Raw genomic sequence first — 16,088 nt, forward strand, 5'->3', positions numbered from 1 at the left:
GGCACCCCCTCCTGCCGAGGCGCACCCTTCGGGGGTGGACCGTCAGCGCAGTTGGCGGCGGACCAGGCCGTGGAAGAGGCCGGCCGGGTCGGCGAGCAGTTCGGCCGGGGGGCCCTGCTGGACGATCCGCCCGTCCGCCATGGCGATCACGCGGTCGGCGTCCATGACCGTGGAAAGACGGTGGGCGATCACGAGGCGCGTGGCCCGCAGGGCGCGGGTGGATTCGATGACCACCCGCTGGGTCTCGTTGTCCAGCGCGCTGGTGGCCTCGTCGAAGAACAGGACGCGCGGCTTGCGGATGAGGGCCTGGGCGATCATCAGCCGCTGGCGCTGGCCACCCGAGACGGTGCTGCCGCCGTCGGACAGGATGGTGTGCATGCCCATCGGCATGGCCTTGATGTCCTGCGCCAGGCCCGCCATCGCGGCGGCCTCCCACACCTCCTCGAGCGAGAACGTCCCGGCGCCGCGGATGCAGTCGAGGATCGATCCGGTGAGGGGCTGGGCGTTCTGCAGGACGACGCCGCACTGGCGGCGCACGGCCGCCCGGTCGAGCGCCGCCAGGTCCTGGCCGTCGTACAGCACGCTGCCCGAGAGGGGCTTGTCGAAGCCGATGAGCAGCCGCAGCAGCGTCGACTTGCCGCAGCCGCTGGCCCCGACGATCGCGACGAACTCGCCCTGCCCGACCCGGAGGCTGACGTCGTCGAGCACGAGCGGGCCGTCGTCGGCATAGCGGTAGGACAGGTTCTTCGCTTCGAGGGCGCCGGTCAGCTCGCCCGGCCGGGTACGGGAGCGGTCCACCTCGGGGGTCTCCCGCAGCACCGGCTCGATCTGCTCGAACATCGGCAGCACCGCGGCGGCCGAGACGAGCGCCCCGGTCAGCTGCGTGACCGACGAGAGCAGCATCGTCAGCGCGGTGCTGAAGGTGAGGAACTCACTGGCGGACATGCTGCCGCGTGCCGGTCCGGCCAGCAGCACGAACATCACCAGCGTGCACAGCGGCAGGTACACGGCCCCCAGGACCGTGATGACGTTCTGTATCCGGCCGATGCGCTGCTGGAGGTCGCGGGTACGGGCGAACTCCCGTGCCCAGGCGGCGTACGCGAAGCTCTCGGCCGCGGCGACGCGGAGCTTGGGCAGGCCGCGCAGGGTCTGGAAGGCCTGGTTGTTCAACCGGTGGCCGAGTCTGTTCAGCCGGCGCTCGTAACGCAGCTGCCACAGGCCCAGGCCCAGGAAGATCCCCGCGATGACGACCAGCATGGCCAGCGCCGCCATCGCCAGCGGCACACTGTGGACGAGCAGCAGCACGAGGTTCACCACGCCGACCGCGCCCGCCTGCACGCAGACCGGGCCGATGCCGGACAGCACGCGGCGGATGGCGCTGATACCCATCGCCGCGCCGGCCAGTTCGCCGGTGGAGCGGCCCGCGAAGAACTTCGCCGGCAGCCGCAGCAGCCGGTCCCAGACCGCCGGCTGCACGGTGGCCTCGATGCGGCCCTCCATGCGCAGGAGGGCGGTGTTCTGCAGCAGCATGAAGGCGGCCGAGACGATGCCGGTCGCGATCAGGGCCAGCCCGGTCTGCACGATGAGGCCGTTCTCCGCCTGCGGGACGTACCGGCCGAGGACCTGGCCGGTGGCGATCGGCACCAGCGCGCCCAGGACCACCGAGACCAGCCCGCCCAGCATCAGGCTGCGCAGCTCGGGGAAGGTGCCGCGCACGCTGAAGCGGAGCAGCGCCGGCAGGCCCACCGGCCCGTCCGGCAGGGGGCGGTACAGCATGACGGCGCGCGGTTCGAAGGCGGCCCCGTTGCTCTTCCCGACGCGCTCGCGCGTGCCGGTGGCGGGGTCGACCGCCTCGTAGCGGCCGCGCCGCCACAGCAGGGCGACCGGCGTGCCGTCCTGCTCGCGCCGGCCCACCAGCGGACCGCAGTTCTCCCGCCACCAGCGTCCGCCGAGCCCGACCACGCGGGTGCGGATCCGCGAGGCGAGCGCGATGCTCTCGACGGGATCGAGCTGCTCGGACGCGGTGCCGGTCCCGCCCGGTGGGGACAGGGTGATGCCGGCCGCGCCGGCGACGACGCGGCACGCGGCGAAGGTCGCGTCGACGCCCCCGCCCCGGTGGGGATCGCGGCCGGACCGGACGATGGACGCCAGCAGCGTCCGGTCCGCCTGGGTACGGGCTGCCCGGCCGGCCTCGATCCCGGCGGCCGTGCGGTCCTCGTGCGCACGCTCGAGCTGCTCGATCCAGCCGTCCAGGGCGTACAACAATCGGTACTGCTGGTCGACCATGCCCTGCCACATCGCCGCGTCGACGAGGAGGGTGCCCACCGCCTCCGCCTCGTACACGGCGCCGTACTGCACGGTGCCGGGGGTGATCCGCATCCACAGGATGTCGTCGTCGGCTCCGCCGTGACCGGTGGTGGCGACGGCGTCCAGCGGTGCCTGGTAGAGCACGCGCAGGCCGCGGCCGATGCCGCGCGCGAAGGCGTCCTCCAGCGGGCTCGGCCCTCCCGCGGAAGCGGCGCCGTACTGTCCTTCGCCGGCGTACCACGGCCCGCCGTGGAACTGGTCTGCGTACCCCGGGTACTCCGTGTGCTCCGGGCGGTACAGCTCCCGCAGTTCGATGCGGCGCAGCCGGCACCCCTGCAGGGGCCTTCCGACCAGGGTGTGATCGGGGCCCTCGGCCGGACCGAGCAGCAGGGTGCCCGGCTCCAGCCGGCCCAGGAAGTGCCAGTGCCCGGCCTGCGCGGCGTCCACGGCGAACAGGTCCAGCCCGCCCTGTACGACCAGCCACAGGACGAGCGGTCCTTCCAGGGACAGGCTGCGCAGGCCCGCGCAGTCGACGGGCGTACCCAGTGCACCCAGGGCCGCGACGACCGGGTCCGGGGCCCCGCCCGGCCCGTGCACGGTGGCGGCGGTCGTGGCGGCGGCAGTGGTGCCGTGCGGGTGTGTCACCTCAGTGCTCCTTGACCAGCGAGGCGTACGGGCCCTGCGCGGCGACCAGTTGTTCGTGCCGGCCGCGTTCCACGACCGTGCCCCGGTCGAGCACGACGATCTCGTCGCTGTCGCGCACGGTGCTCAGCCGGTGCGCGATGACCACACAGGCACAGCCGCGCCGGCGCAGGTTGTCGATGATGACCTGCTCGGTCACCGCGTCCAGGGCGCTGGTCACTTCGTCGAGCACCATGACGCTGGGGCGGCGCACCAGCGCCCTTGCGATCTCCAGGCGCTGGCGCTGGCCGCCGGAGAAGTTGCGGCCGTCCTGCTCGACGCGGCTGTGGATGCCGCCGGGGCGGCGGGCCACCACCTCGTGCACGGCGGCGTCCTCCAGGGCGGCGACGACGGCCTCGTCCGGGATGGAGGGGTCCCACAGCGTGACGTTGTCGCGGACGGTGCCCTCGAAGAGGAAGACGTCCTGGTCGACGAAGGAGACGGAAGCGGCCAGCGCGCCGCGCGGGATGTCCTCCAGTCGCATCCCGTCGATACGGATGGCCCCGGCCCAGGGGGTGTGCAGGCCGGAGATCAGCCGGGAGACGGTGGACTTGCCGCTCCCGGAGCCGCCGACGAGCGCGACCTGCTGCCCCGGTCCGACCGAGAGCGAGAAGTCCTTGAACAGCGGGGCGTCCAGCGGGCTGTAGCCGAAGGTGATGCCGTCCAGCTCCACATGCCCTTTGAGGCGTCGGGTGGAGGCGGCGGGCTCACGCCGTGCGTAGACCGGATCGACCGGAAAGTTCTCGACGTCCCTCAGCCGGGCGACGTCGGCCGCGAAGTCCTGGATCCGGCCGGCGACGCCGCCCAGTCGGGAGATCGGCGCGGTGAAGCTGGTCACCAGGGCCTGGAAGGCGACGAGCAGCCCCACGGTGAGGTGGCCCTCCACCGCCCGCAGGCCGCCGATGGTCAGGATCAGCGCGCTGTTGAACGCCGCGAGCGTGGGCGCGACGATCGCCAGCCACGCGCTGGGCACGCCCAGCTGCTGCTGCACGTCGAGGGTGACCGCGTGCTGTCCGGCCCAGCGGCGGAAGAAGCCGTTCTCGCCGCCCGTGGCCTTCATCGTCTCGATGAGCTGGAGCCCGCCGTACGACGTGTTGGTCAGCCGGGCGCTCTCGGCGCGCAGCTTCTGGGTACCGGTGGCCCTCAGCCGGATCGCGATCCGCAGGGCAGCGATGTTGAGCAGGGCCACCGCCACGCCGACGAGCGTGAGCTGTGGATCGTACGTCCACAGCAGCACCGCGTAGAGCACGACCACCACGGCGTCCACTCCCGCGGCGGTCAGGTCCCGGGCGAGGGTCTCGGCGACCGCGTCGTTGGACTGCAGGCGCTGGACCAGGTCGGCCGGGTTGCGCTGGGCGTAGAAGGTGACCGGAAGCCGGAGCAGGTGCCGGAAGAAGCGGGCACTGCCCAGGGTCGACGAGATGATGCGCCCGCGCAGCAGGTTGGCCTGCAGCAGCGCGGTGAGGGTCGCGGTGAGTACGAGCGCGACGGCCATCGAGGCGAACAGCACGCCCAGCAGGGACGTCTGCTCCCCGATGAGGAACATGTCGATGTACGTGCGGCTCAGGGCCGGCACCGACGCACCGACGGCGACCAGGAGGAGGCTGGCGAGCACGGCGGCGGCCATGGTGCCCGAAGTGCCCCGCAGGCGGGCCGGCATGGCGCCCAGGACGCCCGGCCGGCGGCCACCGCGGCAGAAGCCGTCACCGGGTTCGAAGGTGAGGACGACACCGGTGAAGCTGGTGTCGAACTCGTCCATGGGGACGAACCGGCGTCCCTTGCCGGGGTCGTTGACGTACACGCCCCTGCGGCCGAACCGCCGGGTCGTGCCCTCGTAGACGACGTAGTGGTTGAACTCCCAGAAGAGGACGGCCGGGGCGCTCACCTCGGCGAGCGCGGCCAGGTCCATCTGCATGCCCCTGGCCTTCAGCCCGTACCCGCGGGCGGCCTTGAGGAGGTTGCTCGCGCGGGATCCGTCGCGGGACACGCCGCAGGCGATGCGCAGTTCTTCGAGGGGGACGAAGCGGCCGTGGTGGCCGAGCACCATGGCCAGGGCGGCGGCGCCGCACTCCACCGCCTCCATCTGCAGCACGGTGGGGGTGCGTACGGGGCGCGGTGTCCGGCCCCTGGGCGCGGACGTGGGTGAGGATGCGGGTCTGCGGCGTGCGCCGCCCTTCGGCGCGGGGCGGTGGCGCCGGTGTCCGGCGGGCGGGAGGTGCGGTGCCTGCTGCGGCGCCCCGGTCTGCCGGGCGGTCACGGCAGCAGCCAGTCGACCGGACGCTGCGCGGCGAGGTGGACGGCGCCGGTGACCGGTGTCCTCGACTCGACGGCGTGCGGGGGCCCGTCCGCGGAGGACCACCGGTAGCCCGACGGGGTGGAGGAGGAGCGTTCGAGCCGTACGACCACGGCCACCGGGCTGCCGTGGCGGGAGAACTGTTCGGCGAGCCCGCTGTCGCCGAGGAACCCGCCGATCTGTGCCTGTGTCAGGGGTGCGCGGCCGACGGCCGTGACGCGCCCGCGCAGCATGCCGAACCGCTGCTGCGGGACGGACTGGACGCTCAGGTCGACCCGTGCGCCGACGGGTATCGCCGAGCCGTTGGCGCCCGGCACGTACAGCACGGCCACGAGCGGGTCCTCCGGATCCTTCACGCGTTCCACGGTGGCCACGTCCGCACCGGTGGCGATGACCGAACCCACCTCGGCCGCCAGCGTGGTCAGCCGACCGCCGGTCACCACGCGCACGGGCCGTTCCCCCTGCTCCGTACGGACGTTGAGCAGGGGCGCGCCGGCGGCCAGCAACTGGCCCTCCTCGGCGAGGACTCCGGTCACCTGTCCCGCGACCGGCGTCTGCAGCACGTAACTGCCCTCGGCGCGGGTGAGGATGCCGGGTGCGCTCAGCCGGGACGACACGGTGCCCGTGAGGGCCCAGTGGCTCGCGGCCGCCATGACGATGACCGTGACGGCCAGGACGAGCCGCCCCTGCGGGCGCGCAAAGCGTACGGGCAGGTCGAGTTCTTCGGGCGATTGCAGCTTGGAAAGGGCCTTTTGGCGAAACTGCACGGACGATTCCTTCAGCTGCATTCGTATCGGTCGGGCGCGGGGACAGCAGTGAACCCCGGAGCCGTGGGGGATGCTCCGGGGTTCACCGGGATATCCCGATCAGATACCGGCGCGACCGGCGTTCACCGAAACACCGGTGATGCCCGTGGCGAGGCCGGGGACGTGGGACACGATGCCCGTCGCCGCCTGGACGGTGTGGAGGGAGCCCACGACGCCCACGACGTTGGTGACATCGCTGGTCACGGCGCCGGCCAGGCCGCCGGACACGCTGATGATGCCGCCGGAGACGGCGTCCAGCTCGGTGTCGTCGATCTCACGGGTCTCGATGTCGTTACGCATGGCGCGCACCTTTCATTGGGGGGAGGAATTCATCGCCGCGATGGCGGCCGGACCGAAATCCCGGCCGGTGTGCCCGATTGCTGCGACGTGCACGATGAAAGCACGTGAACGAGGCGCCCACCCAATCTCGTTGACTGCCCATCACGGGCGGACGATCACCTCTGACGACGGACGTGCAGCTTGATTCACCGAATGGTGGCGACTTCTTCACGAGATCGAGTAACAGATACGGGCCGTGCCCTGCCGGCACGGAACCGAACGGGGCAAATCGCCACATGGTGGATGGGGCATACCCGTCATACCGAGGAGTGGGGGAGGCCGCCTGTCGAGATCGCGGACACGATGTGCAGGTTTCCGCAGGGCGCGTGGCGTGACCGGCCGATCACGCCCGGTGCGCGTACGGAAAGGGCCGGGTCGTCGGTTGACGACCCGGCCCTTTCGGTCGGCTGTGGTTCAGACGTACGGCTGCTGTGACGACGGGAGGCTACTGCCAGTCGTCGAAGGGCGGCGGATCCATCTCGTCCAGGTCGAACGGCGGCTCGTCGGGGTCCGGCGCCGAGGGCCGTGCCGCCGACGGGAACACCGGGCGGGCCGGAGCCGGAGCCGGCCCCGAGGGGACCGCGGTGAGGGACTCGGCCGGGGGCGCGGCGGCCGGGCCGGGAACGGCAGCGCCGCACTCCGCCAGGGCGTCGAGGACACCCTGGGCGTACTTGGCGAGCTTGGCCTCGCCGACGCCGCCGATGGTGCCCAGCTCCTCCGCCGTGGCGGGCAGCCGCGTCGCGATCTCCCGCAGCGTCGCGTCGTGGAAGACGACGTACGCGGGTACGCCCTGCTCCTTCGCGGTCCCGGCCCGCCAGGCGCGCAGGGCCAGGAAGACCGGCTCCGCCGCGGCCGGCAGGTCGACCGGCACCCGGGCGCCCTTCCCCGAGCGCGACCCGGACTCCTTGCGGGCGGGTCCGGCGGGCGCCTTCTCCTTCCGCATCGGGACGCTGCGGCGTCCTCCCAGCACCTCGCCGCTGTCCTCCGTCAGCACCAGCGTCCCGTAGTCGCCCTCGACCGCCAGCAGCCGCTGCGCCAGCAGCTGGCGCACGACGCCCCGCCACTCCGCCGTGCCCAGGTCCGACCCGACACCGAACACCGAGAGCGCGTCGTGGTCGAACTGGATGACCTTGGCCGTCTTCTTGCCCTGGAGGATGTCGATGATCTGCCCGGCGCCGAACTTCTGCCGCCGTTCCTTCGCCAGCCGCCACACGGTGGACAGCAGTTTCTGCGCGGCGACCGTCCCGTCCCAGGACTCCGCCGGCGTCAGACACGTGTCGCAGTTGCCGCAGGCCGTGCCCGACTGCCCGAAGTACTCCAGCAGCCGCACCCGGCGGCAGTCGACCGTCTCGCACAGCGCGAGCATGGCGTCCAGGTGCATGCCCAGGGAGCGGCGGTGCGCATCGTCGCCCTCGGAACCGTCGATGAGCTTGCGCTGCTGGACCACGTCCTGCAGGCCGTACGCCAGCCAGGCCGTCGCCGGCTCGCCGTCGCGGCCGGCGCGGCCCGTCTCCTGGTAGTAGCCCTCGACCGACTTCGGGAGGTCGAGGTGTGCCACGAAGCGCACGTCCGGCTTGTCGATGCCCATGCCGAAGGCGATCGTCGCCACGACCACGACCCCCTCCTCCCGCAGGAAGCGCGCCTGGTTCGCCGCGCGCGCCCGGGCGTCCATACCGGCGTGGTACGGCACGGCGTCGATGCCGTGCTCCACCAGGGAAGCGGCGGTCTTCTCCACCGAGGCACGGGAGAGGCAGTAGACGACTCCGGCGTCCCCGGCGTGCTCGGTCCGGATCAGCTCCAGCAGCTGCTTGAGCGGGTTGCTCTTCGCGACGATGCGGTACTGGATGTTCGGCCGGTCGAAGCTGGCGACGAAGTGCCGGGCCTCCTCCAGACCGAGCCTCGCCACGATCTCGGCGTGGGTGGCCTCGGTGGCCGTCGCGGTCAGCGCGATCCGCGGCACCTTCGGCCAGCGCTCGTGCAGCATGGACAGCGCGAGGTAGTCGGGCCGGAAGTCGTGACCCCACTGGGCGACGCAGTGCGCCTCGTCGATCGCGAAGACCGACACCTTGCCCCGGTCGAGCAGCCGCTGGGCGCTCTCGGTGCGCAGCCGCTCGGGGGCCAGGTACAGCAGGTCCAGCTCGTCGGCGAGGAAGGCCTGCTCGACGGCCTGCCGCTCGTACGGGTCCTGCGTCGAGTTGAGGAATCCGGCCCGCACCCCGAGTGCGGTCAGCGCGTTCACCTGGTCCTGCATCAGGGCGATGAGCGGCGAGATCACGACGCCCGTGCCCTCCCTGACGAGCGCCGGGATCTGGTAGCAGAGCGACTTGCCGCCGCCGGTCGGCATCAGCACGAGGGCGTCGCCGCCGCCCGTGACCTGCTCGATGATCTCCTGCTGCTCACCGCGGAAGGAGCTGTATCCGAACACGCGGTGCAGTACCTGCAGAGCGTCGGAGGTATCGGGGGAAGTGTCCGGAAGGGCCATCCGAGAAGCCTAACGGCACCCGCCGACACCCCGGCTCCGGTCGCCGGAACCCGGAAGCCGGGAACCGCCGGAACCCGGGCGGTGGTCAGGCGGGAGGCAGGCTCTGCTCGGACCAGACGGTCTTGCCCTCCCCGGTGTAGCGGCTGCCCCAGCGGTGCGAGAGCTGGGCGACGATGTACAGGCCGCGACCGCCTTCCTCGGAGCTCCTCGCACGCCGCATCCTCGGCTGCGTGTTGCTTGAGTCCGAGACTTCGCACGTCAGGGTGTCCGCCCGGATCAGGCGGAGCCGGACCGATCCACCGGCATGGCGGATGGCGTTGGTGACCAGCTCACTGACGATGAGCTCCGTGCTGAAGGCGAGCTCGTCCAGGTCCCAGGCGGTCAGCTGGTCCAGGACGAGATGGCGCGCGTCACCGACGCGCGCCGGGTCGGTGTCGAGCTGCCAGGTCGCGATGGAGCCGGCTTCCACCGCCCGGGTACGGGCCAGCAGGAGGGTGACGTCGTCCTTCAGCCTGCCCGGCGGCAGCCCTTGCACGATGTCGTGCCGGGCCCGGCGCAGCGGCCGGCCCAGCACGTCCGCGCGCAGCAGCCGGTCCGCCAGGTCGCTCATGCCCTGGTCGATGTCCCCCTCTCCGCGTTCGATCAGGCCGTCGGTGTACAGGGCGAGGACGCTGCCCGGCGGCAGTTCGCGTTCGACCGGCTCGAAGGGCCAGCCGCCGACGCCCAGGGGCGGTCCGGGACTGAGTTCGACGTATTCCACGGTTCCGTCCGGGCCGACCACGGCCGGAGGCGGGTGTCCGGCGCTGGCCATGACGCACGTCCGGGCGATCGGGTCGTAGACGGCGTACAGGCAGGTGGCCCCGACCGGTCCGCCGGGCATCGGGGTGCCCGCGTCGCCGTCGTCCGGGTCGTCGCGCTCGGCCTCGGCGGCGACCTGCAGGACCATGTCGTCCACGTGCGCCAGCACTTCCTCGGGTTCCAGTTCCAGGTCCGCCATCGCGCGTACGGCGCTGCGCAGGCGTCCCATCATGGCCGTGGCGTGCAGTCCGTGACCTGCGACGTCCCCGACCACCAGGGCGACACGGGCCGATGACAGGGGGATGACGTCGAACCAGTCGCCGCCCACTCCGCTGTCCGCGTCGGCGGGCAGGTAGAGGCAGGCGGCCTCCAGCGCGGGCGTGTCCGAGGTGGCCGGCGGCAGGAGGCTGCGCTGCAGGCCCACGGCGGTGCGGCGTTCCTTGGTGTACCGCCGCGCGTTGTCCACGGCGAGGGCCGCACGGGCGGCGATCTCCTCCAGAAGCGCCAGGTCGTCCTCCTCCGGCGCAGGAGCGTCCCCCGTGCGCCAGAGCGTGAGCCTGCCGAACCTGATGCCCCGCGCGCACAGCGGCGCAGTCATCGCCGAATGCGCACCCGGGACGGCCGTGGCCCACTCCGGGACCGCGTCGTTCCCGGGTTCCGTTTCCGTGCGCCGCGCTCTGAGGCCGGTGATCAGCTCGCCCCGGCACTCCCGCGTCCCGGGCGGGACCGGTGCGGGCACGTCCGCTCCGGTCGCGGGCGGGTGGGGAACGGCCGCGGCGAGCGGAGCCGTGCACTGGGCCGTCCCCGTACGGAGCACGTCCGGCTCCCCTCCGGCGACGGCCATCCGGATCAGGGGCAGTGCGAGATGCCCGTCGGCGGGTGGTTCACCGCCGGTCAGAACGGTCTCCGCGAGATCCACCGCGGCGTGATCGCCGAACGCGGGCGCCAGGACCGCGACCAGGTCCTCCACGGTGCGCAGCACGGACAGCGAACCACCGAGCGCTCCGGTCGCGCGGTACAGCAGGTCCAGGCGCCCGCGCGACCGCTCGTGGTCGGTGACGTCGGTGAACACCGTCGCCACACCCATCGGATGTCCGTCGGGTTCCTGCAGCCGGAACGCCTGGACGGTCACGACCCGGCCGCTCCTCGGGTCGTCCAGGGTGCGCACGGTCGTGTTGAAGCCGGTCAGGGGGATCCCGCTGTGCAGGACCTCCCGCAGCCGGTCGTCGATGGCCCGCGCGTCCTGCGCCCACAGGAAGTCGGCGAGGCGCCGGCCCGACAGTTCTACGGGCACCCCGGTGTACGGCAACAGGTGCGAGTTCGTCCGCAGCAGGCGCAGGTCCGCGTCGAAGACGGCCAGGCCCACGCGGCCCTGCAGGAACAGTTCCTGCGTGAAGGCGTGGTCCTGCCGCCATCGGGCGACCAGCTCCAGGGGTGCGCCGAGTACGAGGCAGTGGGCCGCGGCCCCGCCGTCGTTCAGCGGGATGACGCGGAAGCCGATCTCCAGCTCGCGGCCCGAGCCGTGCCGCAGTGCGGCACGGCCCTCCCAGTCCTCCTGCCGCCCCTGACCGCCCTGGGCCAGAACCGCTTCCCAGCCGCCCGCGTCGGCCAGCAGGTCCCGGGCCGGCCGGCCGCACACGTCGGCGGACCGGCGCTCCAGGAGGGCCTCGGCGGCCGCGGTCCAGGCGACGACCGTCCCGGCAGCATCCAGCAGTGCCGCGGCCGTGTTCGTGACAGCGAAGGGATAGTCCTGGTTGCTCTCGGTGGCGCGCATGCGTGCCCATCTCGTCCGCCGGTCCCGCTGTCCTCATGCTGGTCGATGTCCGCAGTGAGAGCCAGCGGGCGTTGCGCCATCCGGTCCCGCTCCGGGCGCCGGCAGTGATCGGCGGGGCGCTGCCCGGACGGCGCGGGCCCGGTGGGATCCGAAGGAGACGGCCTACGGACAGCTGATGCGGGTGTCGCCCGGGTCGGTCGTGCAGGTGTCGGTGCCGAGGCCGCCGTTCGCGGTGTCGTTGCCGCCGACACCGCCCGCCGCGACGATCCTGCCGTCGGCCTGCACGGCCACGTCGGAGCCCTGGTCGGCGCCACCGCCCCCGAAGTCGGTGACCGCCTTTCCGTCGCCGTCGAAGGTCGTGTCCAGGCTGCCGTCCGGGTTGTACCGGACCACCGTGAACCAGGCGATGCCGCCTTCGAGGTTCTCGCTGGTGCCGGCGACGACGATCTTGCCGTCGGCCTGCAGGGCGACGCCCTTGGCCGTGTCGGAGCCTCCGGCGATGTCGGTGGACACCCTTCCGCCGTCGCCGAACGTGGTGTCCGGGCTGCCGTCCGCGTTGTAACGCACCGCCGCGAAGTTGCCGGCGGAGTCGGCCGCGTCACCGCCGACGGCGACGGTCCTGCCGTCGGGCTGCGCCACCATGTCGGCGGCGGCTTCGGAGTCGCCGAGGTCGGTGGTCACGATCCCGTCGCCGCCTCCGAACGAGGGATCCAGATCGCCCGGCGCGGCCAGTGCCGCTCCGGGCAGGGCCACGGCGACCGCCAGCCCCAGGGCCACCACGATGCCGATCCGGTCGGCGCGGCGCCGGCGGCCGGCCCGCGCGACCCGTCCCCGAACCCTGCGCGCACCCCACGCGAATGTCGACATGCAGACCCCTCTGCCGCTGCTCGCCCTGCCTCCGGTCACCCCTCGTGACGGGCCACAGCTTCCGGCCACCGCAGCAGCGGGCCCCCGGCGGCTCGCCGGAGGTGCGCCGCCGGAGAGGGTGGTTCCACCCGACCGCCGTACAAGACGCGCAACACACCGCGATCACGAACAGCCCGAAGCTGTCCGCTTCTTCCGGGGCTGTGACGGCTGGCGTGTCATCAAGGAAACCAGGCGACTCACCCGGGGGGCGAGTCTGTGTAGCGGGTGGCGATCGCGGCGGCGCGGCGACGCAGGGACGTGCGCAACGACTGCGGGGCCAGGGCTTCCGCGTCCGTATTGAGCTGCCACAGCGCCCATTCGGCGTGCCGGGAGTCCTGGAAGGTCACCTCCAGCCGCAACCAGCCGTCTGCGTCGGGCTCTTCCGCGCGGACGGCAAGCGCGGTGTCCAGCAACTCCTCGCGCCGCGCCGGGTTCACCCGTACCGGCACGGTGATGTGGTCGCCGCCGGAGAGGAACTGCGCGGAGCGGTCCTGCCAGATCCGGTCCAGATCGACCCGGTTCGGCCGCTCCGCCGCTTCGGGGAGTTCCTCGGCGGCCAGCACCCGCGACAGCCGGTAGGTGCGGTCCGCACCGGATCTCGTGGCCAGCAAGTAGCCCTTGTCGCGCACGGTGACCAGGCCGATGGGGTCCACCGTGCGCCACTGCGGTGCCCGGTCCGCGGCCGCGTAGTGGATGCGCAGCTTGTGCCCCGAGAGCACCGCGCGCCTGACCACGATCATCGTGCTGCCGGACACCTCCTCGAGGACCGCCCGGCGGGAGAGCAGGTCGGTCTCGGGGTCGACGAGAAAGCGCTGGGCCGCGTCGCTCGCAGAGGTCCGGTGGCCTTCGGGCAGCGCGTCGACGACCTTCCGCATGGCCGAGGCGAGGGCCGAGCCGAGGCCGAACACCTGCTCGCCGCGCCCCGATCCGGCGGTGAGCAGGGCGAGGGCCTCGTCGTGGTTCAGTCCGATGAGCTCGGTCTCGAAACCGGGCAGCAGCGCGAAACCGCCGTGCCGGCCGCGTTCGGCGTATACCGGGACGCCGGCCGCGGACAACGCCTCGATGTCGCGCAGCACGGTGCGGGTGGACACCTCCAGCTCGCGGGCGAGCGTGTCCGCTGTGAGCCGACCGCGCCGACGCAGCAACAGCACCAGTGAGATCAGCCGGTCGGCGCGCATACGAGAACGTTATCGGAATACATGACAGGAGGTGTCGTGATGTGTTGGGAGGCTCGTTGACACGACGTCGGAGCCGGCAACTGCCGAGCCCATGGGCGTACGTACTCCCGATGAATCGAATGGAGCTGAAGTGGCAGTGGAACGCACGGCGGTCAACCCGGTGACGTGGTCGGTGGAGATGGGATTCAACCAGGGTGAGGTCGTCTCGGGGCAGACACGGACCCTGTACATCTCGGGGCAGACCGCGATGAGCGGCGACGGCAAGCCCCAGCACGAAGGCGACATGGCGGCGCAGTTGGCGCTGAGCACGGACAATCTGGAGGCCGTGCTCGCCGAGGCCGGCATGTCTCTGGCGAACCTGGTCCGGCTCAACGTCTACACCACCGACGTCGACCTGCTCTTCCAGCACTACGGCGTACTGGCGTCGCGGTTGGGCGCCGCCGCGGTGGCGCCGACCACCACGATGCTCGGGGTGACGCGGCTCGCGATCCCCGGCCAGCTGGTCGAACTCGAGGGGACCGCCGTCGCGTGACGCGGCCTCGCCGCCCGTGCCGCTGATGCCGAGGTCCGTCCGTCGGGGCCGCGTCAGGAGCCGGACGGCGGACCGGCGGCACGCGGGCTCGTGGGCTCGTGGGCGGTGAACTGAACACCGCCCGGGTCGAGCGCACGGTCCCACCGCAGGCGTACGGACCGCTGCGACCGGGTGCCGGTCGGCTGTCGCGCAACCCATGAGCCGTCCGGCTCCGGTGCGGGGATACCGGGGCCGGGCGGCTCGCGTGCTGCGGTTGCCCTGCCCTGCCCTGCCCTGCCCGGCCCGTGGATCCGCGACCGGTCCGGCCGCTTTTACGCCGCTTCCACCCACGCGCGCGTTCTGGCCGCGCGGCGCAGCTCCACCAGGTCGGCGTAGGAGTGGCCGGGCTGCACCCAGTAGGGGTGGGCGTAGAGCTTTCGGAGATCCTCCAGCAGCTGGTGTCGCAGATGCGTGGTGCGGCCGTCGGGGGAGTGGGCGAGAGCGGCGTAGGTCTGGATCACCCGGACCTGGGTGCGGAGGAGATCGTCGGGGAAAACTGTTCGCGCCATGACTCGATTAGGCCACTTGTTCGATTTCCCGTGCAAGCCGGTACCCGCCTCGGCGCGTCCGTACGTTCGTGCGACCCTCTGACCTGGTGCGGACCGTTCCCGAGCCCGTCGCCGGGCCTTTCCGGGCCCGTCTAGGCTTCCGCCCATGGACATGGCGGAGCGGTGGGAAGCGCACGAAGGGCTGCGGGGGCGGGCCCCCGTCTGGCATCCCGTCGGGGTGGTGGTCCGGACCGACGGGCCGGTCGTGCGCCGGCACTACGGGACGCACGGCACGGCCGAGCACGCCCCCCTCGCGCCCGGGACGGACATCGCCGGACTGGTGCGCCGCCAGCAGGAGGCCTTCGCGGAGCGCGGTGAGCCGGTGGAGTGGAAGGTCTACGGGCACGATTCCCCGGACCTGGGTCCGGCGCTGACGGCGGCCGGGTTCACCGCGGGCCGGGAGCGTTCCGTGCTGATCGCCGGCCCCCTGCGCGCCGAGGACGACCACGGCACCCTGCCGTCCGAGGCACCCGACCGCGCGACGGAGCCGCCCCGGCAGGGCGTGCACAACCTGTACGCCGTACGGGACCAGGCCGAGCGGGCGTGGCAGGTCGCCGTCGGGTCCCCGGGCCCCCACGCGATGCCCTACGCGGAGATGATCGCGGACGGCGCCTCGGACGACGGGGACGTGTTCATCGAGGTCCTGCTGGAGGACGGCCTCGCCGTCGCCGTCGCCTGGATGCACGCCGAAGAAGGCCGCCCCTTCGCCGTCGTGGGCGGTCTGACCCGCGACGACGCGGATTTCGTCAGGGCCTGCACCGACGGATGGCGCAGGCGCTGGCGGGGCACGGCGCTCCTCGCCGAGGCTGACGGGCCCCTTCGTGCACGGCTCCTCGAGACCGGCTTCACCGAGGCCACCACGGTCCGCTCCCACCACTGGTGCCCGCCGGGCACCCCCGAGGCCACCCGCCCCGCACAGTTCCTCGACTGGCTCCACGACGACGGCCCGCTGTGGGACCGGTTCTACGCGGACTTCGACTTCAAGCCCAGCACGACCCACGGGCCCGCGATCACGTACCCCTCACCCTCGGCCGTCTGGAACCTGCACTCCCACCACCGGCTCGTCCCGGACCTCCCGGCCGAGCTCGACGCGATCGTCCGCCGCGGACTGCTCGCCGCCACCGAGCCCGGCGAGTTCGTGTACTGGCTGGACTGGCAGCACAACGGCTACCGCTACGACCCCCGCCGCATCGACCTCCCCGGACGGCCGCCCCGGCCCGGTGAGGGCACCTGGCCCAACGGCGACTACTACCTCCAGCTCACCGACGACCTGCGCCTGGGTACCTTCGGACACCCCTGGGAGCAGACCCTCACCGTCTGGGGACCGAGGCTGCTCGCCGCAGTGGAGGCGGAGCTGACCGACCTCCTCGGGGAACCGGTCGGGCGCCGCGCCTGAGGGCGGCCT

Annotated in this window: 11 protein-coding genes; 2 read left to right on the forward strand and 9 right to left on the reverse strand. The window is 72.5% G+C overall.

What is annotated here, in order from left to right:
- Window positions 1–42: 42 nt before the first annotated feature.
- The 8 genes from ACWGE1_RS10630 to ACWGE1_RS10665 all read right to left on the reverse strand — a co-directional run bounded on the left by ACWGE1_RS10630 (window position 43) and on the right by ACWGE1_RS10665 (window position 13,564).
- A complete protein-coding gene (locus ACWGE1_RS10630) occupies window positions 43–2,904 on the reverse strand; it encodes an NHLP bacteriocin export ABC transporter permease/ATPase subunit (protein WP_453420180.1) in 2,862 nt (953 codons plus the stop codon).
- 49 nt (window positions 2,905–2,953) lie between these two features.
- Window positions 2,954–5,245: an NHLP family bacteriocin export ABC transporter peptidase/permease/ATPase subunit gene (locus ACWGE1_RS10635; RefSeq protein ID WP_453420148.1), complete on the reverse strand. Its 2,292-nt coding sequence runs from the start codon at window positions 5,243–5,245 to the stop codon at window positions 2,954–2,956.
- Window positions 5,242–6,048 (reverse strand): HlyD family efflux transporter periplasmic adaptor subunit, encoded by an 807-nt coding sequence (locus tag ACWGE1_RS10640; protein WP_453420149.1) that lies wholly within the window; start codon window positions 6,046–6,048, stop codon window positions 5,242–5,244. Before ACWGE1_RS10640 ends, ACWGE1_RS10635 begins: the two co-directional genes overlap by 4 nt.
- A gap of 99 nt (window positions 6,049–6,147) precedes the next feature.
- The gene (locus ACWGE1_RS10645) at window positions 6,148–6,387 is read right to left on the reverse strand and encodes a hypothetical protein (protein WP_453420150.1); all 240 of its coding nucleotides are present in this window, start codon (window positions 6,385–6,387) and stop codon (window positions 6,148–6,150) included.
- Between the two features lie 484 nt (window positions 6,388–6,871).
- A complete protein-coding gene (recQ, locus tag ACWGE1_RS10650; protein WP_453420151.1) occupies window positions 6,872–8,908 on the reverse strand; it encodes a DNA helicase RecQ in 2,037 nt (678 codons plus the stop codon).
- Between the two features lie 85 nt (window positions 8,909–8,993).
- Window positions 8,994–11,480, reverse strand: coding sequence for a SpoIIE family protein phosphatase (locus tag ACWGE1_RS10655; RefSeq protein WP_453420152.1), 2,487 nt, complete (start codon window positions 11,478–11,480; stop codon window positions 8,994–8,996).
- Between the two features lie 162 nt (window positions 11,481–11,642).
- Window positions 11,643–12,347 carry a delta-60 repeat domain-containing protein gene (locus ACWGE1_RS10660; RefSeq protein WP_453420153.1) on the reverse strand — a complete coding sequence of 235 codons (705 nt, stop codon included), beginning with the start codon at window positions 12,345–12,347 and terminating at the stop codon, window positions 11,643–11,645.
- Between the two features lie 236 nt (window positions 12,348–12,583).
- Window positions 12,584–13,564, reverse strand: coding sequence for a helix-turn-helix transcriptional regulator (locus tag ACWGE1_RS10665; protein WP_453420154.1), 981 nt, complete (start codon window positions 13,562–13,564; stop codon window positions 12,584–12,586).
- 136 nt (window positions 13,565–13,700) lie between these two features.
- Here ACWGE1_RS10665 and ACWGE1_RS10670 point away from each other — a divergent pair, with 136 nt between their 5' ends.
- The gene (locus tag ACWGE1_RS10670) at window positions 13,701–14,096 is read left to right on the forward strand and encodes a RidA family protein (protein ID WP_453420181.1); all 396 of its coding nucleotides are present in this window, start codon (window positions 13,701–13,703) and stop codon (window positions 14,094–14,096) included.
- Window positions 14,097–14,407: 311 nt separating this feature from the next.
- Here the strand turns inward: ACWGE1_RS10670 and ACWGE1_RS10675 are convergent, their stop codons facing one another.
- Window positions 14,408–14,644 carry a hypothetical protein gene (locus tag ACWGE1_RS10675; RefSeq protein ID WP_453420155.1) on the reverse strand — a complete coding sequence of 79 codons (237 nt, stop codon included), beginning with the start codon at window positions 14,642–14,644 and terminating at the stop codon, window positions 14,408–14,410.
- Between the two features lie 145 nt (window positions 14,645–14,789).
- On the opposite strand from ACWGE1_RS10675, the gene ACWGE1_RS10680 reads away from it, so the two are divergent.
- A complete protein-coding gene (locus ACWGE1_RS10680; RefSeq protein WP_453420156.1) occupies window positions 14,790–16,079 on the forward strand; it encodes a DUF2716 domain-containing protein in 1,290 nt (429 codons plus the stop codon).
- Window positions 16,080–16,088: the final 9 nt, after the last annotated feature.

The organism is Streptomyces sp. NPDC054932 (assembly GCF_053610205.1).

Coding starts and splice junctions, on each gene's coding strand:
- ACWGE1_RS10645 (WP_453420150.1), bottom strand. CDS start 6,387: ATGCGTAACGACATCGAGACCCGTGAGATCGACGACACCGAGCTGGAC.
- recQ (WP_453420151.1), bottom strand. CDS start 8,908: ATGGCCCTTCCGGACACTTCCCCCGATACCTCCGACGCTCTGCAGGTA.
- ACWGE1_RS10655 (WP_453420152.1), bottom strand. CDS start 11,480: ATGCGCGCCACCGAGAGCAACCAGGACTATCCCTTCGCTGTCACGAAC.
- ACWGE1_RS10660 (WP_453420153.1), bottom strand. CDS start 12,347: ATGTCGACATTCGCGTGGGGTGCGCGCAGGGTTCGGGGACGGGTCGCG.
- ACWGE1_RS10665 (WP_453420154.1), bottom strand. CDS start 13,564: ATGCGCGCCGACCGGCTGATCTCACTGGTGCTGTTGCTGCGTCGGCGC.
- ACWGE1_RS10675 (WP_453420155.1), bottom strand. CDS start 14,644: ATGGCGCGAACAGTTTTCCCCGACGATCTCCTCCGCACCCAGGTCCGG.
- ACWGE1_RS10680 (WP_453420156.1), top strand. CDS start 14,790: ATGGACATGGCGGAGCGGTGGGAAGCGCACGAAGGGCTGCGGGGGCGG.